At 68.0% G+C, this 19,807-nt stretch carries 20 protein-coding genes; 15 read left to right on the top strand and 5 right to left on the bottom strand.

Annotated elements, in window-relative coordinates:
• Nucleotides 1-21: 21 nt before the first annotated feature.
• From gcvT to JW030_RS12895, 4 genes are all read left to right on the top strand, one after another.
• Nucleotides 22-1,134, top strand: coding sequence for a glycine cleavage system aminomethyltransferase GcvT (gene gcvT, locus JW030_RS12910; RefSeq protein ID WP_188045177.1), 1,113 nt, complete (start codon nucleotides 22-24; stop codon nucleotides 1,132-1,134).
• A gap of 50 nt (nucleotides 1,135-1,184) precedes the next feature.
• Nucleotides 1,185-1,562, top strand: a complete 378-nt coding sequence (gene gcvH / locus JW030_RS12905; protein WP_188045178.1) for a glycine cleavage system protein GcvH — start codon at nucleotides 1,185-1,187, stop codon at nucleotides 1,560-1,562.
• A gap of 84 nt (nucleotides 1,563-1,646) precedes the next feature.
• Entirely contained in the window at nucleotides 1,647-3,071 is a 1,425-nt protein-coding gene (locus JW030_RS12900) for an L-serine ammonia-lyase (protein ID WP_188045179.1), read from the top strand.
• 90 nt (nucleotides 3,072-3,161) lie between these two features.
• Nucleotides 3,162-5,318, top strand: a complete 2,157-nt coding sequence (locus tag JW030_RS12895; RefSeq protein WP_188045180.1) for an ATP-dependent Clp protease ATP-binding subunit — start codon at nucleotides 3,162-3,164, stop codon at nucleotides 5,316-5,318.
• Here JW030_RS12895 and JW030_RS12890 read toward each other — a convergent pair.
• Nucleotides 5,305-5,931 (bottom strand): hypothetical protein, encoded by a 627-nt coding sequence (locus JW030_RS12890; RefSeq protein WP_188045181.1) that lies wholly within the window; start codon nucleotides 5,929-5,931, stop codon nucleotides 5,305-5,307. The genes JW030_RS12895 and JW030_RS12890 overlap by 14 nt on opposite strands.
• Nucleotides 5,932-6,065: 134 nt before the next feature.
• Between JW030_RS12890 and JW030_RS12885 the strand changes: the two genes are divergently transcribed.
• From JW030_RS12885 to JW030_RS12845, 9 genes are all read left to right on the top strand, one after another.
• The gene (locus tag JW030_RS12885) at nucleotides 6,066-7,451 is read left to right on the top strand and encodes a glycine--tRNA ligase (protein WP_188045182.1); all 1,386 of its coding nucleotides are present in this window, start codon (nucleotides 6,066-6,068) and stop codon (nucleotides 7,449-7,451) included.
• Nucleotides 7,452-7,472: 21 nt separating this feature from the next.
• The gene (locus JW030_RS12880) at nucleotides 7,473-8,444 is read left to right on the top strand and encodes a CPBP family intramembrane glutamic endopeptidase (RefSeq protein WP_188045183.1); all 972 of its coding nucleotides are present in this window, start codon (nucleotides 7,473-7,475) and stop codon (nucleotides 8,442-8,444) included.
• Nucleotides 8,441-9,556, top strand: a complete 1,116-nt coding sequence (locus JW030_RS12875) for a CPBP family intramembrane glutamic endopeptidase (RefSeq protein ID WP_188045184.1) — start codon at nucleotides 8,441-8,443, stop codon at nucleotides 9,554-9,556. Before JW030_RS12880 ends, JW030_RS12875 begins: the two co-directional genes overlap by 4 nt.
• Nucleotides 9,557-9,606: 50 nt before the next feature.
• On the top strand, nucleotides 9,607-10,977 hold the full coding sequence (locus JW030_RS12870) for a hypothetical protein (RefSeq protein ID WP_188045185.1): 1,371 nt from the start codon (nucleotides 9,607-9,609) through the stop codon (nucleotides 10,975-10,977).
• 127 nt (nucleotides 10,978-11,104) lie between these two features.
• Nucleotides 11,105-11,407, top strand: a complete 303-nt coding sequence (locus JW030_RS13580) for a YtxH domain-containing protein (protein WP_241095462.1) — start codon at nucleotides 11,105-11,107, stop codon at nucleotides 11,405-11,407.
• Nucleotides 11,404-11,856 (top strand): phage holin family protein, encoded by a 453-nt coding sequence (locus tag JW030_RS12860; RefSeq protein ID WP_188045186.1) that lies wholly within the window; start codon nucleotides 11,404-11,406, stop codon nucleotides 11,854-11,856. The genes JW030_RS13580 and JW030_RS12860 overlap by 4 nt, the downstream gene beginning before the upstream one ends.
• The gene (locus JW030_RS12855) at nucleotides 11,853-12,131 is read left to right on the top strand and encodes a DUF3618 domain-containing protein (RefSeq protein ID WP_188045187.1); all 279 of its coding nucleotides are present in this window, start codon (nucleotides 11,853-11,855) and stop codon (nucleotides 12,129-12,131) included. The genes JW030_RS12860 and JW030_RS12855 overlap by 4 nt, the downstream gene beginning before the upstream one ends.
• A 176-nt stretch (nucleotides 12,132-12,307) precedes the next feature.
• A complete protein-coding gene (locus JW030_RS12850) occupies nucleotides 12,308-13,090 on the top strand; it encodes a uroporphyrinogen-III synthase (RefSeq protein WP_188045188.1) in 783 nt (260 codons plus the stop codon).
• A 114-nt stretch (nucleotides 13,091-13,204) separates the two neighbouring features.
• Complete coding sequence (locus tag JW030_RS12845; RefSeq protein ID WP_188045189.1) at nucleotides 13,205-13,627, top strand: hypothetical protein; 423 nt, start codon at nucleotides 13,205-13,207, stop codon at nucleotides 13,625-13,627.
• Here JW030_RS12845 and JW030_RS12840 read toward each other — a convergent pair.
• Nucleotides 13,624-14,241, bottom strand: a complete 618-nt coding sequence (locus JW030_RS12840; protein ID WP_188045190.1) for a TetR/AcrR family transcriptional regulator — start codon at nucleotides 14,239-14,241, stop codon at nucleotides 13,624-13,626. The two genes, JW030_RS12845 and JW030_RS12840, sit on opposite strands and share 4 nt — an antisense overlap.
• A gap of 112 nt (nucleotides 14,242-14,353) precedes the next feature.
• On the opposite strand from JW030_RS12840, the gene JW030_RS12835 reads away from it, so the two are divergent.
• Nucleotides 14,354-15,985, top strand: coding sequence for an amidohydrolase (locus JW030_RS12835; protein WP_206348579.1), 1,632 nt, complete (start codon nucleotides 14,354-14,356; stop codon nucleotides 15,983-15,985).
• A 57-nt stretch (nucleotides 15,986-16,042) separates the two neighbouring features.
• A complete protein-coding gene (locus tag JW030_RS12830; RefSeq protein ID WP_188045191.1) occupies nucleotides 16,043-17,443 on the top strand; it encodes an APC family permease in 1,401 nt (466 codons plus the stop codon).
• Between the two features lie 15 nt (nucleotides 17,444-17,458).
• On the opposite strand, the gene JW030_RS12825 is transcribed toward JW030_RS12830, so the two are convergent.
• From JW030_RS12825 to JW030_RS12815, 3 genes are all read right to left on the bottom strand, one after another.
• Nucleotides 17,459-18,295: an isocitrate lyase/phosphoenolpyruvate mutase family protein gene (locus JW030_RS12825; RefSeq protein ID WP_188045192.1), complete on the bottom strand. Its 837-nt coding sequence runs from the start codon at nucleotides 18,293-18,295 to the stop codon at nucleotides 17,459-17,461.
• A gap of 62 nt (nucleotides 18,296-18,357) precedes the next feature.
• Nucleotides 18,358-18,945, bottom strand: a complete 588-nt coding sequence (locus tag JW030_RS12820) for a nitroreductase family protein (protein WP_188045193.1) — start codon at nucleotides 18,943-18,945, stop codon at nucleotides 18,358-18,360.
• A 100-nt stretch (nucleotides 18,946-19,045) separates the two neighbouring features.
• A complete protein-coding gene (locus JW030_RS12815) occupies nucleotides 19,046-19,717 on the bottom strand; it encodes a TetR/AcrR family transcriptional regulator (RefSeq protein ID WP_188045194.1) in 672 nt (223 codons plus the stop codon).
• Between the last annotated feature and the right edge of the window lie 90 nt (nucleotides 19,718-19,807).

Here is a 19,807-nt window from a genome sequence, read left to right as displayed (position 1 = left end):
TCTTCCGAGAGGTTTTCACCGATGAGTACCCCGAAACACACCGCGCTGCACGCCGAACACAAGCAGTTGGGCGCGAGCTTTACCGACTTTGGCGGCTGGGACATGCCGCTCAAGTACGGCTCCGAACTGACCGAGCACCGGGCCGTGCGCGCGAGCGCCGGGCTGTTTGACCTCTCGCACATGGGCGAGATTCGGGTGAGTGGCCCGGATGCCGCCACCTTCCTGAATACCGCACTCGTCGGCAACCTCGCGGCGGTGCAGGTGGGCCGGGCCAAGTACTCGCTGATCTGTGCCGAGGACGGCGGGATCATCGACGACCTCATCAGCTACCGGCTCGCCGAGCAGGAGTACCTCGTCGTCCCGAACGCAGGCAACGCCGCGGTCGTTGCCGCGGCCTTTGCCGAGCGCGCGGCCGGGTTCGACGTCGCCGTGGTGGATGAGTCGAACCAGACGAGCCTCGTGGCGGTGCAGGGCCCGAACTCGGTGGCGATCCTGCACCGCCTCGTGCCCGAGTCGCAGCGCGAGCTCGTGAGCGAGATGCGGTACTACGCGGCGTCCCCGGCGACCGTCGCCGGCATCGAGGTGCTGCTCGCCCGCACCGGCTACACAGGCGAGGACGGCTTCGAGCTCTATGTGCGCAACGACCTCGCGCCGGCGCTCTGGCGGGCGCTGCTCGAGGCTGGCGCGCCGCACGGACTTATCCCGGCCGGCCTCGCCTCACGGGACTCCCTGCGCCTCGAGGCAGGCATGCCCCTCTACGGCAACGAGCTGAGCCGCGAGGTGACGCCGTTCGCCGCGGGCCTCGGACCTGTCGTCTCGTTCAAGAAGGACGAGCAGTTTGTCGGGCGCGCTCACCTTGAGCCGCTTCGAGAGGCCGCCCCCGAGCGGGTGCTGGTCGGGTTGCGGGGCACGGGTCGCCGGGCCGGCCGCGGCGGCTATGCCGTACGGGTGGCGGGCGAGAATGTCGGGCACGTCACCAGCGGACAGCCCAGCCCGACGCTCGGCTACCCGATCGCCCTCGCCTACGTCGCGCCCGAGCACTCCGCAGTGGGCACGCGCGTCGACGTCGACCTCCGCGGCACCGACGAGCCCTTCGAGGTCGTCGCCCTGCCGTTCTATACGCGCGGCGCATAGCGCCCCCCCGACCCATCACACGTCACCGAAACACCGAAGGAAAGAACACTATGAGCAAAGTACAGTCCGGCCGCCGCTACTCCGTCGAGCACGAATGGGTGCTGGGTGAAAGCCCCGCCACCATCGGCATCAGCGAGGTGGCCGCCGATGCCCTCGGCGACATCGTCTACGTCGACCTGCCCGATGTCGGCAGCGTCGTGACCGTCGGCCAGGAGTGCGGCGAGGTCGAATCGACCAAGTCGGTCTCGGCGCTCTACTCGCCGGTCGCCGGAGAAATCGTTGAGGTCAACGACGCCGTCGTCGCCGACCCCGCGCTGATCAATTCCGACCCGTACGGCGCCGCCTGGCTGTTCAAAGTCGCCGTGACTGAGGAGGGGCCGCTGCAGAGCGCCGAGGAGTACGCGAGCGCGAACGACGCAGAGCTGTAAGCCCGGGGAGCGCTGCCGGGGCAACCGACGGCAGCGCACCCCGCCCCGCAGGATCCTGCAGCACCCATCGCACCGGGAGGCATCGTGGCCGTCAGCGTGTTCGACCTATTCACCGTCGGCATTGGTCCGTCGAGCTCGCACACCGTCGGGCCGATGCGTGCGGCGCATCACTTTGCCGCGCGACTCGAGCACGCGGGCGTGCGCGGAAGCGTGCGCTCGCTGCGGGTGGACCTGTACGGCTCGCTCGCGGCGACCGGGCACGGGCACGGGACCTTTACGGCAGTTCTCCTCGGGCTTGAGGGGTATCGGCCGGAGGTGATCCTGCCCGAGGAGGTCACGGCTGCCCTTGAGCGCATTGCATCGAACGGGCGCCTGAACCTCGGCGCGGAGCTTTCGGCGGACGGGGCGGTGCCGGAGGTGATCGTCCCCTTCGTCGTGGCGGACATCGTGCTGCACTCGCTGACCGTCCTGCCGCGACACACGAACGGCATGCGCTTTGGCGCGCTGAACGACGCCGGCGAGCTGCTCGACGAGCAGACCTATTACTCGGTCGGCGGTGGATTCGTCGTGCGCGAGGGGGCCGAGGACGACATTCGTGACCGCCTCGAGACGGCGCTCGCGCAGCAGCCCTATCCGTTCGTCACGGCCGCCGAGCTGCTCGCGCACACCCGCGCGACGGGCATGTCGATCGCGGGCGTCATGCTCGCGAATGAGCAGGTCGCGCGCGATGAGGCGGAGATTCGTTCCGGCCTCGCCCACATCTACGCCGTGATGGAGGCCTGCAAGAACTCCGCCCTCGCGCGCACCGGCGTGCTGCCCGGCGGGCTGAACGTGCGCCGGCGCGCGCCCGACTGGCACCGCCGCCTCACTGCGCAGGATCCTGACCGAGACCCGAGATTCTGGCAGGAATGGATCAACCTCGTCGCGCTCGCCGTGAACGAGGAGAACGCGTCGGGCGGACGCGTGGTGACGGCCCCGACGAACGGGGCCGCCGGCATCATCCCGGCCGTGCTGTTCTATGCGACGCACTACGCCCCGGGATCTGAGGGCTGGGACGAGGAAGCGAGGCGACGCGTGGTCGCCGACTTCCTGCTCGCCGCGGCCGCCGTGGGCGTGCTGTACAAGGAGCAGGCGTCGATCTCGGGCGCCGAGGTCGGCTGTCAGGGCGAGGTCGGCTCGGCATCGTCGATGGCGGCGGCGGGGCTCACGCAGATCATGGGGGGCACCCCCGAACAGGTCGAAAACGCCGCCGAGATCGCGATGGAACACAATCTCGGCCTCACCTGCGACCCCGTCGGCGGGCTCGTGCAGATTCCCTGCATTGAGCGCAACGCGATCGCGGCGTCGAAGGCGGTCAATGCGGCGAAGATGGCGCTCATGGGGGACGGGGCGCACCACGTCAGCCTGGACCAGGTGATTGCGACGATGCGCGACACCGGCCGCGACATGCTCGCGAAGTACAAGGAGACGTCGCTCGGCGGGCTGGCCGTGAACGTGGTGGAGTGCTGAGTATCGCCTGAGTTCCTTGCCCCGCATCCAGTCTCCTGTTAAACTTGAGTCAAGTTCACTCAGGTTTTCACCGAGGAAAGGAGTCCCGAGATGCAGCCAGGAATGCAGCCCCCGCAGGAGGAGGCCAAGAGCGCCCTCGAGCAGTACGGCGTGAACCTCACTGAGGTCGCCCGCTCGGGCACGCTCGACCCCGTTATTGGCCGCGACGCCGAGATTCGTCGCGTCAGCCAGGTGCTGACCCGGCGCACGAAGAACAACCCGGTTCTCATTGGCGAACCCGGCGTCGGCAAGACCGCCGTCGTGGAGGGCCTCGCCCAGCGCATCGTTGCGGGCGACGTCGCCGAGTCCTTGAAAGACAAAGAGCTCATCTCGCTCGACATCTCGGCCCTGATCGCCGGCGCGAAATACCGCGGCGAGTTCGAGGAGCGCATGAAGGCGGTCCTCGCTGAGATCAAGGAGTCCGACGGCAAGTTCATCACCTTCATCGACGAGCTGCACACGTTGATGGGCGCCGGCGGGGGCGAGTCGTCGGTTGCCGCCTCGCAGATGCTCAAGCCCATGCTCGCGCGCGGCGAGCTGCGCCTCATCGGCGCGACCACCCTCGACGAGTACCGCGAGTACATCGAAAAGGACGCGGCCCTCGAGCGCCGCTTCCAGCCCGTCCTTGTGGGCGAGCCCTCGGTGGCCGACACGGTCGCGATCCTGCGTGGCCTGAAGGAGCGGTACGAGGCGCACCACAAGGTGACGATCGCCGACTCGGCGCTCATCGCCGCGGCCGCGCTGTCGAACCGATACATCACCTCGCGCCAGCTGCCGGACAAGGCGATCGACCTGATCGACGAGGCGGCAAGCCGGCTGCGCATGGAGATCGACTCGGCCCCGGTCGAGATCGACGAGTTGCGCCGCGCGGTCGACCGGCTGAAGCTGGAAGAGCTTGCGCTGAAAAAGGAGAAGGACGACGCCTCGAAAGAGCGCCTCGCGAAGCTCCGCGAGGATCTTGCCGAAAAGCAGGGCGTTCTTGCCGGGCTTGAGGCGCGCTGGGAGCGCGAGCGCGGCGGCCTGAACCGCGTCGGCGAGCTGCGCGAGCAGCTGGATCGACTGCGCAGCGATGCTGACCGCGCACAGCGCGAGGGCCGGCTCGAGCAGGCCTCGAAACTGCTCTACGGGGAGATTCCCGTGATTGAGAAGCAGCTGGCCGAGGCCGAGCATGCCGCGAACGAGACCGCCGAGAGCGACGAGCCGCGCATGGTGAACGAGCAGGTCACCGACGAGGACATCGCCGGAGTGGTGGCGGCCTGGACCGGGATCCCGGTTGGGCGGCTGCTGCAGGGTGAGACCGAGAAGCTGCTCGCGCTCGAACACGAGCTCGGCAAGCGACTCATCGGCCAGGAAGAGGCGGTGCGCGCGGTTTCGGACGCGGTGCGTCGCACGCGCGCCGGCATCTCTGACCCGAACCGGCCAACCGGATCCTTCCTGTTCCTCGGCCCGACCGGTGTCGGCAAGACGGAACTCTCGAAGGCGCTCGCCGACTTCCTCTTTGACGACGAGCGTGCCATGGTGCGCATCGACATGTCTGAGTACGGCGAGAAGCACTCGGTCTCGCGACTGGTCGGCGCCCCTCCCGGGTACGTCGGCTACGAGCAGGGCGGCCAGCTCACGGAGGCAGTGCGGCGCAGGCCGTACTCGGTCGTGCTGCTCGACGAGGTCGAGAAGGCGCACCCCGAGGTGTTCGACGTGCTGCTGCAGGTCCTCGACGAGGGCCGGCTGACGGACGGTCAGGGGCGGACGGTTGATTTCCGCAACACCATCCTCATCCTGACGTCCAACCTTGGCAGCCAGTACCTCATCGACCCCGAGCTGCCCTGGGCGGCGAAGGAGGAGGCGGTTCGCGAGACCGTGCGCCGCGCGTTCAAGCCGGAGTTCATCAACCGGCTCGACGAGATGGTCATCTTCCACCCGCTGAGCGAGGACAACCTCGGGCAGATCGTGGAACTCACGATCGATCGTCTGCAGGATCGGCTCGCCGAGCGTCGGCTGACCCTCGCGGTCACCCCGGCGGCCCGGGCCTGGCTCGCTCACGCTGGCTACGACCCGGCGTACGGTGCACGTCCGTTGCGTCGCCTGATGCAGAAGGAGATCGACGACCGGCTCGCCCGCGAGATCCTGTCGGGCCAGGTGCGCGACGGCGGATCGGTGCGCGTCGATGTGGCCGACGACGGCGAGGGGCTGAGCGTCAGCGCAGCGTAACCTCGGCGCCCTCAGCAATGAGGGGGGCGATGCTCGCGTAGAAATGGATGATCGAGTCGTCGGGCCCGCGCTCGACGCGGCCCGCGACTCGACTCATCGCGCACATGCCCACGTGGGCGCGAGGCTCGCCCATGAGCAAGATGATCGGGTCGGGCGCCTCGAAGCGCAGGTAGCGCCCGCCGAACTCACGGCGAGCCGTCTCGAAGAGGTACACGGCGACGCTCTGGTGCAGGCGCTCGGGCAACGGCCGGCCGGCGAGGTGCAGTGCGCCGAGCAGCGCCTCGATGTGCACGAGCGAGGCGCGCGTGAAGTCGAGCCCACCCTCGGGAACGGGCGAGGCGGCGTAGGGAAACGTCGCGACAAATCGCTGGGCGTCCGCCGCGAACGTGGCGACCACCGCGTCAGGGGTCAGCCCGGACGGGCGAAGCGCCGCCTCGGGCGGTAGCTCCACGACGCTCGGCGCGGATCCTGCTGCGAAATCGGCGGGCAGTGCTGAATCAGCGGGCACGCCGGAATCAACCGACACGTCGGAGCCTGCCTCGGCGCTCAGCTCAGAACCAGCGGCCTCGGCGGCGGCGTGCCGCCCGCGCGGCTGTCGTCGAAAGATCCCCATGCCGTAAGCCTATCCGGGGCGATCACGCGCCCGAAGAACTGGCGGGCGGTAGACTGGGTCGCGTGCGCCCGGTTCGCAAGGATTGAGTGTGCGCACACCCAAGATCCCCGCTTGCTCCTTGGAGAAAGAAGAACATGGCTGAGCAGTCCCGCCTCGATAAGGTCATTTCCCTCGCCCGCCACCGCGGCTTTGTCTTCCAGGCGGGTGAAATTTACGGCGGATCCCGCTCGGCATGGGATTACGGTCCCCTCGGCACCGCGCTCAAGGAGAACATCAAGCGCCAGTGGTGGCGCACGATGGTGCAGCGGCGCGAGGACGTCGTCGGCATCGACTCCAGTGTGATCCTGCCCAAGCAGGTCTGGGAGGCCTCGGGCCACGTCGAGGTCTTCTCCGACCCGCTCGTCGAGTGCACCCAGTGCCACAAGCGCTACCGCGAGGACCACCTCGTCGAGGAGTTCGAAGAGAAGAAGGGTCGCGCCCCCGAAGGCGGCCTCGCCGAGATCGTCTGCGTGAACTGCGGCACCCGCGGTCAGTGGACCGAGCCGCGCGCGTTCTCTGGTCTGCTCAAGACCTACCTCGGCCCCGTCGACGACGAAGCCGGCATGCACTACCTCCGCCCCGAAACGGCCCAGGGCATCTTCGTGAACTTCGCCAACGTGCTGCAGGCCGCGCGTATGAAGCCCCCGTTTGGCATCGGCCAGATCGGCAAGAGCTTCCGCAACGAAATCACCCCCGGTAACTTCATCTTCCGCACCCGCGAGTTCGAGCAGATGGAGATGGAGTTCTTCGTCCAGCCCGGCACGGATGAAGAGTGGCAGGAATACTGGATGGCCGAGCGCATGCGCTGGTACACCGACCTCGGCATCAGCCCGGACAACCTGCGCTTCTTCGAGCACCCGGCCGAGAAGCTGTCGCACTATTCGAAGCGCACCGTCGACATTGAGTACAAGTTCGGGTTCACCGGCTCGGAGTGGGGCGAGCTCGAGGGCGTCGCGAACCGCACCGACTACGACCTCGCGACGCACTCGAAGGCCTCGGGCAAGGACCTGGCGTACTTCGACCAGACGCAGAACGAGCGCTGGACGCCCTACGTCATCGAGCCGGCCGCCGGCCTCACCCGCTCGCTCATGGCGTTCCTCGTCGACGCGTACCGCGAAGAGGAGGTGCCGAACGCCAAGGGCGGCACCGACACCCGCACACTGCTTGCCCTTGACCCGCGCCTTGCGCCCGTCAAGGCCGCCGTGCTGCCTCTCAGCCGGAACGCCGCGCTGTCGCCGCTCGCCCGCGAGCTGGCCGCAGAGTTGCGCGAGGAGTGGAACGTCGACTTCGACGATTCGGGCGCCATCGGCCGCCGCTACCGTCGTCAGGACGAGATCGGTACCCCGTACTGCATCACGGTCGACTTTGACTCGCTCGAAGACAACGCCGTGACGGTGCGCGACCGCGACACCATGCAGCAGGAGCGCGTGCCCCGCACCGAACTGTTCGCATACCTGTCGGAGCGCCTGCGCGGGGCCTAACCCGCCCGCCTACCCTCCCTCATGAGCTCATCCGAGACGGCCGCCCCGGCGGATCGCGTCGCCTTCCACCGTTTGCTGCGGGAGGCGCCGCGGTTCCGCTGGTGGCGGCCGCTTGCGTTGATCGCGCTCACCGGGATCTACGCCCTGTCGCTGTCGGCGCTGGTGCAGACGCTCCTCACCCCACTGCTTGCGGCGACCGGAAGCGGCACACCGGCGGCGGTCGCGGCGCGCCTCGCTGGCCCGGACACGCAGGATCCAGTCGCGATCCTGGTCACCCTGGCGAGCCTCGCCTCCTGGCTGCTGGCGGTTCCCGCAGCGATGTGGTCGGTCGGCATCTCGCCACTCGGCCGGATCACGTCCGTCGCGCTGCGCCCCCGCTGGGGCCTCTTGTTGCGCTGTCTCGTCCCTGCGGCGGTCGTGCTTGCAGCGATTGAGGCGGTGTCGTTGGGCGTATCCGTGTGGGGCACGCCGGGCGCCGAGCTCGGGCGCCCTGCCGGCTTTGACGCCGGGTTGGCTCTGTGGTCAGTACTGATCGTGGTGCTGCTCGTGCCGCTGCAGGCTGCCGGCGAGGAGGTCGTGTTCCGCGGCGTGCTCCTGCAGTCTCTGGGGGCGTGGATCAAGAACCCGATCATCCCGATTGTTGTGCCGACCCTGATCTTCGCGAGCCTGCACGTCTATGACAGGTGGGGCCTGGCGCAAGTAGCCGTGCTCGGCGTCCTCTCTGGCTGGCTGGCCTGGCGCACCGGCGGGCTTGAGGCGGCCATCTCATTGCACGTGATCAATAACTTGGCCGTCTACCTGCTCCTGGCGAGCGGAATCACCGGGGTCACCGCGCAGACCGCGGGTGCCGCGGGGCCGCTCTCCCTCGTCGTCACGACGATCGGGCTGCTCGGCTACACCTGGGCCGCCGTTGCCATCTTCGACCGAGGCGGGTGGGCGCGCTGGAGCGGCGCCACCGTGGCCTCACCACCCGAAAGGAAGCCCGCGCGATGACCGATGCGTTCCCGCCACAGCCCATGAACCAGGAGCAGCCGTCGGCGCCGTACCTGCCGCCGGTCGTGCCGCCGGCGGGCTACGGTGCCGCGGTATCCCAGCCGCTGCAGGAGACCGAGCCGCTCGAGTATCACCGGCTCTACCGAGGCATCAGGAACTACCGCTGGTGGAAGCCGCTGCTGATGCTCGTGCTATCTGGCGCGTTCTACCTCGCGTTCAACGTCGTGATCGGGGTCGTGTTCGGGATCGTCGCGGTGATCGTGGCGCCGCAGTGGCTCGACCTCGAGTTCATCAACAGCCTGGTCGTGCCCGATACGCAGAACCCCGTGTCCATTGCGGTGGGGCTCGGCGCGGTGGCGCTGATGATCCCGGCGGTCTGGCTCGCGATGCTCTGCCTCGGGATTCGGCCCCTGGGGCGCGGCTGGTCAGTCGGTCTGCGCCTGCGCTGGGGCCTGATCTGGCGCACGGGGCTCCTCTCGATCGGCATCATGGGCGTCATCACCCTGCTCGACACGGTGATCTCGCCCCTGTTCAGCGGATTCTCCGCCGAGGCGACTCCGGCCGCCGCCTCGCCCGACTTTGATCCGACACTGGCGCTCTGGTCGGTCCTCTTTATCGTGCTGCTCGTGCCATTCCAGGCTGCCGCCGAAGAGTATGTCTTCCGGGGCATGCTGATGCAGGTGCTCGGCGCCTGGGTGCGCAGCCCATGGCTCGCGATGCTGCTGCCGACCCTGCTCTTCGCCCTGGCGCACATCTACGACATCTGGGGGCTGCTCGCCGTCGCCGCGATGGGGTTCACTGCGGCCTGGCTCGCGTGGCGCACCGGCGGGCTCGAAGCGGCGGTGGCGATTCACGTGGTCAACAACCTTGTGGCATTCGGCGTCTTGGCGACCGGGGTGACCGGCGAAACGGGTCAGACGGTCACGGGCGCAGGCCCGGGCACCGTGATCGCCCAGGTCATCGGCCTCGCACTGTTCGCCTGGTTGACGGAAGTGATCTGGAAGCGCGGCGGCTGGTCTCGGACGAGGGTCGATTTCGTTGCGCCGCGGTCCCAACCGGTGGCCCCCGCCGCATACGGTTCGCACACGAACGGCCAGGATAGCCTGGTCTAACGGCCTTTCCGACCGCGGCGCAGCCGTGACGAAGTGGAGCAGAAACACGCATGATCGACGTATGGGTAACCGGATCAAGCCTCTCGGCGCTGGACGCGGCACTCGCTTTCGCCGAGGTCGGCCTGAGGGTGCGGGTGAGCGTCGACCAGGCGGATAGCAGTCTTCCCGTCGGCCCGCAGCGAGACTCCGACGGAGCGCTCGCGGCGCTCGTTGCGCGGGTCGGCGCGGAGTTGCCGGGGGAGAGCGCCGGGGTGCACCCGGCGCCCGAGCTCGCGGTGTTCCCGCCGTCTGGCGTGCTGCTGCGCGGTGTTGACGGCGCTCTGCACCCACTCGAGGCGACCGCGGTGCTGGGCATTCCCACCACGCCCCTTGCCGAGAGCACTATTGCACTCCTGGGTGGCGGCGGCGCGTTCCGCGCGTATCTCGATCGGTTGCGTCCGCTGCTCAAGATCGGGAAGGAACAGCGCCTCGGGCCGCTCGTGCGCAGTCGCCTCGGGGCGAAGGTGGAGCGCGTGCTGGTCGACCCGATCGTGCGCGAGCGCGTCGGCGTGCCCGCGTCGGAGGTGGATACGGCTCGACTGGCCCCGGGACTGAACGAGGCGCTCTCGCGGGTGGGGTCACTTTCGGGCGCAGCGCTCTCATACGGGGACCGGAATGTTGCACGTGAAACGACGGTTGAGCCGGTCGGCGGCTGGGGCAAGCTGCGGGAGGCGATGCTGGCTCGCCTCGCGCTGTACTCGGTGGAGCTGGTAGCGGATCGACCAGTGGTGGCGATTGGGCGCCCTGCCGAAGGCAGCGGCTGGCTGGTGCGCTGCCATGGCGCAGAGCCGACCGCGGACGAGCGCGTGCGAGCCGTAGTCATCGATGTTGCAGACTCGACGTGTCGCGCGGACGCCCTCGGTTTCGCTGAGGATCCGGTGCTCACGGCCGCGGACGCTCGTGCATATGTCGAGATTGGTATTCAGCGACCAGCGTGGCTGCCCCCGGTGCTCGCGTCGGATGACGCCGACGCCGACGCGCTGCCCGTACTTTTGGCCTTGGACGGATTGGCGGAAAGCGTTGTCGGCTGGACGGCGCGCCTTGCACCCCACGAGGGCGCCTGGCGCGTTCGATTCTCTGGCCCGCGTCATTCCGCGGGCACGCGTCACGCGAAGCCCGATGTTGCCGCGCTGTGCACCGCAGCCCAGGTCACCGAACTTCCGGGAGGGGGAGACGGTCGGCTCGAGTGGTCGAGCGTTGCGTCGCCGTTGAGCATTCCCGACGAGCACGCACGGCTCGGGGCAATTGCCGAGTTTGACGTCGCGCACGCCGCACTTCGACCGACGGGCGCAGCGTGGGCCGGAGGGGATTGGGCGCTCGCGGTTGGCGAGGCCCGCCCGCGCATGATTGAGCTCAGACGAACGCTCCTGGGCCTCGCCTAGCGCCCTGCAAACGCTCGCAGGGAGGCGCCAAAGCTGCGCGTATGTCAAGATCGGAATATGCTGGAGCCCCGCGCGGGGTTAGGCTCGTCAATATGACGTGGCGGTGAGCCATGGGTCTGGAGGAGATATGAAGGGCAAGATCGCATTCGTGCTTGGCGCGACGGTCGGATACGTGCTCGGAACTCGCGCGGGACGCGAGCGCTACGAGCAGATCAAGCGCGGAGCACAGGCTGTGTGGGCGACTCCTCCTGTGCAGAGCGGGGTCAGCGCAGTGAAAGGCGTCGTCGGCGATCGGGTCGAGGCCGTGCAGCGTGCGGCCGCTCAGGCAAGCAAGGATTTCTTTACTTCGGTGACCCGTCGTGTCGATGAGACCGCGTGGCAGAGCACCGACGAGGCGCGCCGGGCAAAGGCCGACGCGACAGAGTTGTGAGCCGGCGTTCGGATCAGGCGGGCACCTTTGAGCTGCTCGCCCGTTTACCTCAGCAGATTGTCACGCTCGCAAAGGTTGAGTACGACAACGCGAAGCGTGAGGTCGTCAGCAAGGCGAAGAACGCCGGAATCGGCGCGCTCGCGATCATCGTTGCACTGTTCTTCCTGTTCTTTGCGCTCGGTTGCTTCATCGCAGCTGGCATCGCGGGGCTTTCGGTCGTCTGGCCGGTCTGGCTCTCCGCGCTCGTCGTCGGCGCAGGTCTGCTCGCGCTGGCGGCGGCGGCAATCGGGGCAGGGGTCCTGCTGATCAAGCGGGGGAACCCTGTGCCGGAGGAGACACTCAGCCGTCTCGAGGGCGACGTGTACGCATTTGGTGAGGTCCGCGTGAACGCCGATCAGGTCAGGCCTCGCGGAAACAGCACAGCCGGAAATGAGGGCGGGCACGCATGAACGATTACACGAGTGCACGACCGAGTGAGCGATCGCTAGGCGTCGCCGAGGCCGCCATGGCGCGGGAAGAGCTCTACACGACCCTTGCGCAGCTGCGCGATCGGCTCAACTACGCGCAGCGCGTGGACGATGCGGTTGACGACGCGAAGGCGCGCATTGCCGAGACGCGACGCTCTCGCCCGCTCGTCTTTGCCGCGGGTTGCGCCGGAGTTGCCGTCGCGGCAGGCCTCGTGGTGTGGGGCGTGGCACGGGGGATTTCTCGTCGCATCAACTAATTCCGCCGCGCGCTCGGGTAACGTTTGGGTCCCATCAGGCCTGAGAGGCGCCCTCGTTTTGCGTCCTGAGGCCCGCGCGGTAAGAATGGGACCATCGGTTGTTCCGCACGCCGGATCAATCACAACACGTCAGAGGATGGTCTCGAGAGGTTCCTCGAGCCGAGTGAGTGGGGGATATGACTGCTGAGGGCAATTCGCTCGCCGGCTTGCGCGTCCTCGTTCCACGCGGTGGATCCTGGGGTGAGCTCGTATCGAAGACTTTGCGCGAGCGCGGGGCAAGCTCCGTCATCGCGCCGCTCGTCGACTTCGCCCACACGAGCGAAGAAGAGAAGCTCATCGACGCGTTGCGGCGTCTCGAAGCCGGTGAGTTCGACTGGATCACCGCCACGAGCGCAACCGTCGTGGACGTGCTGGCGCACCACAACGCCGTCATTCCCGAGCGCACCCGCGTCGCCGTGGTCGGCGAGGCCACTGCTGCCGCGTTCCAGGCCGCGGGCTACTCGGTCGCCCGCACGCCGAGCGCGTCCAATAACTCGGCCGATGGCTTGCTGGAGGAATGGCCCGAGATCTCGACGGGCGATCGACTCAAGGTGCTCACCCTTCGCTCGAACGTCGCAAAGCCGGTACTGACCGGCGGGCTGATCGACCGCGGCCACGAGGTCACCCAGGTCGTTGCCTTCCGTACCGTGGGCGTCCCTGCGTCGTTGCGGATCCGTGAGGACGTCGAGTCGGGCCGCATCAACGCGCTGCTGATATCTTCGGCGACCATCGCGCACGAGGTTGCCACGCAGTTCCGTGTCCGCCCGACCAGCACACTGCTGGTGTGCGTGGGCCCGCAGACCCAGCGCGAGGCCGAGGCCGAGGGCCTGCGCATTGACGGTGTCGCGAACGAGCGCACCGCCCAGTCGCTGATCGACGCAGTTGAGTCTGTGATCGATCCGAGCGACATGCTCGACTAACTCGCGTCCTCCCCGGCCCCGTTCTCCGGCGACCTGCCCGGCCCCCGCTGCGGATTCCCGAGGAATCCTGGACGGATGCGTGCGCGCGTACGTGCGAAGGGGCAGACTAGAGGCATGGCGAGAATTGAGGTGCATGCGGACCGAGTGGTGATTCGACTGACGGCCTCAGAGAAGACCCTGTCGTTGCGTCGTCACGACGTCGTGATCGACCGTTCGGCTATCACCTCCGCGCTCATTACGGACGACCCGTGGATCTGGATCCGGGGCGTGCGGTCCCCGGGGACGCACCTGCCGGGCCGCATGGCCATTGGCACGTGGCGCAACCTCGCAGGCAAGGACTTCGTGATCGCGCGCGCTGGTCGCGATGCGATCGTGATCGACATTGACGTGCCCACCGGCGTCGAGGAGGACGGCGCCTGGGTGAACGAGTTCAGCGGGTTCTCGCGCGTCATCGTCTCGACCACGCACGCCGCAGAACTCATTCGCGCGCTGCGTCTCGGCGGCGACGAGCCCGAGGTCGTTTCGATCGAGGCTTAGCCCGCTGCCCCGCTCGGGGTATCGACTGCGGCTCCCGATTGTGCCGCGTACAGCCTGATGGCCCGTGTGGCTTGAGCGACCGTGATGCTGCCGCCCGCGACGATGTGCAGCCCGTACGCGTCCTCGAGCGCGACGAAGTTCATCGCGATGTCTTCAAGAGCCCCGGTGAGTGCGAAGTCGCCCGCCTCGACGCCTCGCGCAAGAATGTCGCGGTACAGCGCAAGCTGCTCGCGGTAGAGCCGCTGCACCAGTTCGTCGTGCAGCGGGGACTTTCCGGCGAGCACGTCGAACTCGTAGAGCAGTCGCATGAGCGCGTCGTCGGGGCCGCTCGGCAGCCCGGCGTCAATGGCGGTCGAGAGCTGCTCACGCGGGGTCGGCGCCGCGGCGACGAGGGCCGCGCGCTCCGCTCCCACGCGTGCCATGCCCGCTGAGTGCGCCTCGACCAGGATCGCGTCCAAGTCGTCGTAGTAATAGAGCAGGGCACCGCGCGTCACACCGGCCTGATTCGCGACGTCGGTGAGCGAGACATGGCGCAAGCCGCGCGCCGCCGCGGCATCGAGCGCTGCCTGAATCACTTCGATCCGGCGCTGTTCTTGGGTGTTGGGGCGGGCCATGTTTGACAGTATGCCAGTCCCGTGCGAAACTCTGCAGTAGTTATTTGACGCAACCGTCAAATAAACAATATGGGGCGAGGCCCTGAGTACTTCAACGCAAAGGAGCACAGCGATGCTGGCAGATACCCTGCTCACCGGCGGACGGATCCGGACATTCGACGACGGCCAGCCGTGGGCAGAAGCCATCGCGCTCACCGACGGAGTCATCACCTACGTCGGCCCCGCCTCCGAGGCGCCGCCCGCCCGCCGCACCGTGCAGCTTGAGGGGCGCCTGGTCACCCCCGGCGTGAACGACACGCATAACCACCTGCTGCTTGGCTTCGATGATCTCGCCGTCAGCCTCGAGGGTGTCACGAGCCTCGACGAGGTGCGCCGCCGCATCGCCGCGCACGCCGAGGAGCACCCCGAGCTCGACTGGATCTGCGCCGAGAACGCGCTGTACTCGGTCGTCGAGGGCCGCCGCCCGAACGCCGACGACCTCGTTGGCGTCACCGATCGCCCGGTGTTCATCACCACCTACGATCAGCACTCGGTCTGGTTGAACCGCCCCGCCCTCGCGGCGCTCGGCATCCGTAGCGGCAACGAGATCGCCTGGGGCCGTCCCGAGATCGATGCCCGCACAGGCGAGCCGACGGGCTGGGTCACCGACTTCTACACGAGCGCGATGACGACGGACGGCCTCGCCGGCCTGCAGCGGGACATTCCGATGTACTCGCCGGACCGCCGCTACCGGAAGATCCTCTCGAGCCTCGAGATGGCCGCCGAAGTGGGCATCACGAGCGTCGTCGAGCCGCAGGTCCCGCTCGCCGAGCTCGACCTCTTCGCCCGTGCCGAGCGCGAGGGCAAGCTCACCTCGCGCGTCACTGCCGCAATCTTCCACCCGGTCGGCGCCGACGGCGACTTCCGCAGCCGCATCACCGACGCCATCCGCGAGACCCCGCAGCACGAGCGCTTCACGCTCGGACCGGTCAAGCTCTACGCCGACGACGTGATCGAGCCGCACACCGCAGCGATGCTCCAGGACTACGCGAATCGTCCCGGGCACCAGGGCTACCCGAGCATGGATCCGCCGGAGTTCACGAAGCTCTTCATCGAGCTCGACCGTCTGGGGTACCAGGTGCACACCCACGCGACCGGCGACTGGGGCATCCAGCTCACCCTCGACTCGATCGAGGCGGCGCAGCGCGCGAACCAGACGGTCGACCGCCGCCACGGTATCGTGCACGTCGAATGCCTCGCGCCCGAAGACCTGCCGCGATTCAATGACCTCGGCGTCGTCGCCGCGATGCAGCCCCGTCACGCATCGCCCGACCTCGTCGCCGGCACCTGGATGGAGAACGTCGGCGAGGAGCGCTGGGATCGCGCCTGGCGTTTCCGCTCGATGATCGAGTCGGGCGCCCGCGTCACCTTCTCGAGCGACTGGCAGGTTGGCGAAATGGACCCGCTCGTCGGGCTCTACAGCGCGATGACCCGCGCGGGGCTTGACGGCTCGGGTGCTTGGACGCAGGACGAGCGCCTCGGACTCGACCCGACGCTGCGGGCGTACACGCTCGGCGGCGCTGAGGCGTTCCACACCGAGGACAAGCTCGGCAAGCTGACGGCCGGCTACCTCGGCGACATTGTCGTCTGGTCGACCGACCTGTATGCGGTCGAGCCTGCGGCGCTGCTCGAGCAGCGCGCCGACCTCACCATCGTGGGCGGCCGCGCCATCCACGATGTGCACGGCGAGCTGCCCGACGCGTAGTCGCCGCGCGCTACGCACCACCTCGCACCACCCGCACAACGACGTGAAGGAACACCCATGACCCTGCTGCCCACCCGCTCGACCGCTGAACCGGTCGAATCCGTTGCCCCGACGACGGAGGGTGGGCTGCGGCGTTCGCTGAAGCTGCACCACCTCGTCTTCATCGGGCTCGCCTACATGGCGCCGCTCGCGGTGTTCGACATGTTCGGGATCGTCGCGGACGTGACGAGCGGCCATGTGCCGCTCGCGTATCTCGTGGTGCTGGTCGCGGTGCTCTTCACCGCCTTCAGCTACGCGAAGATGGTGCGCTTCTTCCCGATCGCCGGGTCGGCGTACACCTACGTGCGCGAGGCGATCAACCCCCACCTCGGCTTCCTCGTGGGCTGGGCGGCGACGCTCGATTACCTGCTGTTGCCGATGATCAACGCCCTGCTCTCGGGCATTTACATGAGCGCGGTCTTCCCCGACGTGCCGATGTGGATCTGGATCGTCCTCACGATCGCGGTGTGCACCGTGCTGAACCTGTTCGGCGTGAAGATCGCGGCGAAGGCGAACGTGCTGCTCGTCATCATCCAGCTCGTCGTGGCCGTGGCGTTCGTGGTCTTCACGATCAAGAACATCGTCGATGGTGCCAACGGCGCCGAGTTCTCGTTCGCCCCGTTCTACTCGGCGGACATCTCGGCGGTGGCGATCACGGCGGGCGCCGCGATCCTGGCGCTCTCGTTTCTCGGTTTCGACGCCGTCTCGACCCTGGCGGAGGAGGCCGAGCGGCCCACCCGCGACATCCCTCGCGCGATTTTCATCATCGTCGGCGTCGCCGGGCTCTTCTTCATCAGCATCACCTACGTCATGCAGGTGCTCTTCCCCGACGTGAGCCAGCTCGGCGACATCGTCGGCGCGTCCCCCGAGATGGCGAAGTACATCGGCGGCGCCGCGTTCCAGGCGTTCTTCGTCGGCGGGTACATGATGGCGGTGCTCGGCTGCGGCATCACGCAGCAGCTCAGCGCGGCACGCCTGCTCTACGCGATGGGTCGCGACGGCGCGCTGCCGAGACGCGTGTTCGGGCGGGTCAACCCGAAGACCGGGGTGCCCGCGTGGAACGTCCTGCTCGTCGCCGTGATCGCCCTGTCCGCGATCTTCGTCGACCTGGATCAGGCCGCATCGATGATCAACTTCGGCGCGTTCATCGCCTTTACGTTTGTGAATCTCTCGGTGATCTTCGTGTTCTTCAAGTTCATGCAGCAGCGCGGCGTGGCCCAGGTTCTCGGGTACGTTTTTGTTCCCGCGGTCGGCGTCGTGATCAACGTATGGCTGTGGCTCAGCCTTGACTCGGTCTCGATGATCATCGGTGGTATCTGGATCGCCATCGGGGTTGTCTTCCTCGTCGTCACGACGCGCGGGTTCCGCGTGAAAGCCCCCGACCTCACCGGCCCGATCAACATCGGAATGATGCAGTAAGCGGCAGGATCCCGGCTACAGGTTGTTCAGCTTCTCCGTGTCGGCCGGGATCACGCCGTCCGCCTGCAGGCTCAGGGCCAGCCGTTTGAGTGCCGTGAGCGCGACGTTCTGCGGCATCGGTCCGTACGAGACGCGCGCGACGCCGAGCTCTTCGTACTCGGCGGCGCTGAGCGCGCCAGGCAGGCCGATCACGCTGATCTTGCCGATACCGATGCCCTCGACGAGCCGGCGGGTGGTTTCGGCGTCGAGCACGCCGGGGATAAAGACCGCCGTGGCGCCGACGTCAAGATAGGCGCGGCCGCGCTCGATCGCGTCGGCAATCCTCACGTCGAGCTCGCGCCCGCCCCCGATCGTGAAGGCGTCGGTGCGGGCGTTGAGGGCGAATCGCACTCCGGCGTGTTCGCCCGCGCGGACGGCCGCGGACATGACGGCGGCAGCCTCACCGATCGGGCGCAGCTGGTCCTCGATGTTCGCACCCGAGACGCCGATCTCGATCGCGCGACGAGTCGTCTCGCCCGCGTCACCGAAGCCGCCGTCGAGGTCGGCGGTCACGGGATGCGCGGTCTGGCCGACAATCTCGGCGATCGAGGCGAGCATGAGCTCGAGGGGGATCTTCTCGCCGTCGGCGTACCCGTGGCTCGCGGCGATGCCGTGCCCGGCGGTCGCAATGGCCCGGGTGTGAGGGAGGTCGGAGACGACGCGGGCGCTGACGGCGTCCCACACGTTGACGACGCGCAGAACCTCGGGGGCGGCGTAGAGGCCGTGAAGTACTGCGGCGTCGAGGCGGGCCCGCTCGGTGGCGAGGCGGAGGGCGAGTTCGTGGTGCTCAGGAGTCAGTTCGGGGGCAGTCATACCTTCACGGTACGCCGCCCCCGGCACTTTGCCCAGGGGTAGCCCTGGGCGCGCAGTGTGAGTTAGTCGTTGACGAGCACGAGCTCTTCGAGCGCCATGCGGGCGCGGGGCGCGGTCTCACGCTCGGCGAGCTGCTCGGGCAGCTGCTCGGGTGTGCCCAGGCGGCCAATCGCGGTCACCGAGATGACCGAGTGGCGCTCGTCGAGGTCGAAGGCGGCGGCGATCGCGTCGGCGTCAAAGCCGCCCATCTGGTGCAGGTGCAGTCCCTCTGACTGCGCCTGCAGCGAGAGGTAGGCGACGGCCTGGCCGAGGTCGTACACGGCCCACGGCTGGGGGTTGCCGTCGACGGTCTGGGTCTCGGCGATGTTCACCACGAGAGCGGAGGCCGAACCGGCCCAGGTCTGGTTGAACCCCATGAGGTTCGCGGTGATCTTGCCGAACGCTTCCGAGCCGCGGCGGGCGATGACGAAACGCCAGGGCTGGGTGTTGCTCGCGCTCGGGGCCCAGCGGGCCGCCTCGAAAATGCCGCGCAGGGCGCCCTCTTCGAGCGTGAAGTCCGTGTCGAACGCGCGCGGGCTCCAGCGCTCGGCGATGTGATCGAGGACGGGGGCGCTGGTGTCGGCGAGGCGAGAGGGAGTCGTCAGGGTCATTCGAGGCAACACTTTCTGGTCCTGCGGGCAATGCCCAGGGCCGCGATTCATTCGGGGGAGCTCTGGGTGTAACGGCCGAGGCCGCGCACCTATTCCCGCTTTACTTGTAGCTTTCACCAAACTGCATGCGCAGGCCGGCCACTAGGGCGGACAGTCCGAACTCGAAGTTGCCGCGCGCCATGCTCAGACCGCGCTCTCGCGCCGATTCTCGCGCGAGCTCTTCGGCCCGGAGGAGCCCGGGCGCACGCTCGGGGCTGCGTTCTGGCCGCATGTTTACCTCCGGGGCGAGCGCGTCGAGGGCCGATCCGATGATGAAGGACTCGAGCGCGACGAGGGCGGGCACGACAAGCGCCTCGGGGGCCCCGGCCCGCCGCATCGACTGGACGATCCGCTCGTAGTCAGCGATCGACGCGGGTTCGCTGTCGACCGGGTGTGTCGCGAGGGCCGCGATCGTGCCCGGGCTGCGACCGAGCACCTCGAGGTAGGCCCGAGCCCAGGGCAGTACCGCTTCGTACCAGGGCAGGCGATCAAAGCCGTGGTCGCCAATGCGCAGGGTGAGCTGGCCACGCATGCCGGCGATGACGTCGTCCTTGCTGGTGAAGTAGTTGTAGATCGCGGGCGGCTTCACCCCGAGCGTGCGCGCAATCCCCGCGATGGTGAAGTTTCCGCCCGCGCGATCCGCCACCAGGTAGGCGGCGTCGATGATGCGTTCGGGGGTCAGTACGGCGGTGCTCGGGCGCCCCGCGCGGCGCTTCGTGTCCGGCTCATCCATGGTGCGGCCTCCCAACCTCAGTCGCTCCGTTTGCAAGAACTATTTAATCAACGTAAATTAATTGACGATACGACTCGTTTCAACTATGCA

Source organism: Leucobacter sp. CX169, from assembly GCF_017161405.1.
GTDB lineage: Bacteria > Actinomycetota > Actinomycetes > Actinomycetales > Microbacteriaceae > Cx-87.
Note: the sequence above shows the minus strand (reverse complement) of the source record. Positions and strands in the feature narration are given on the sequence as shown.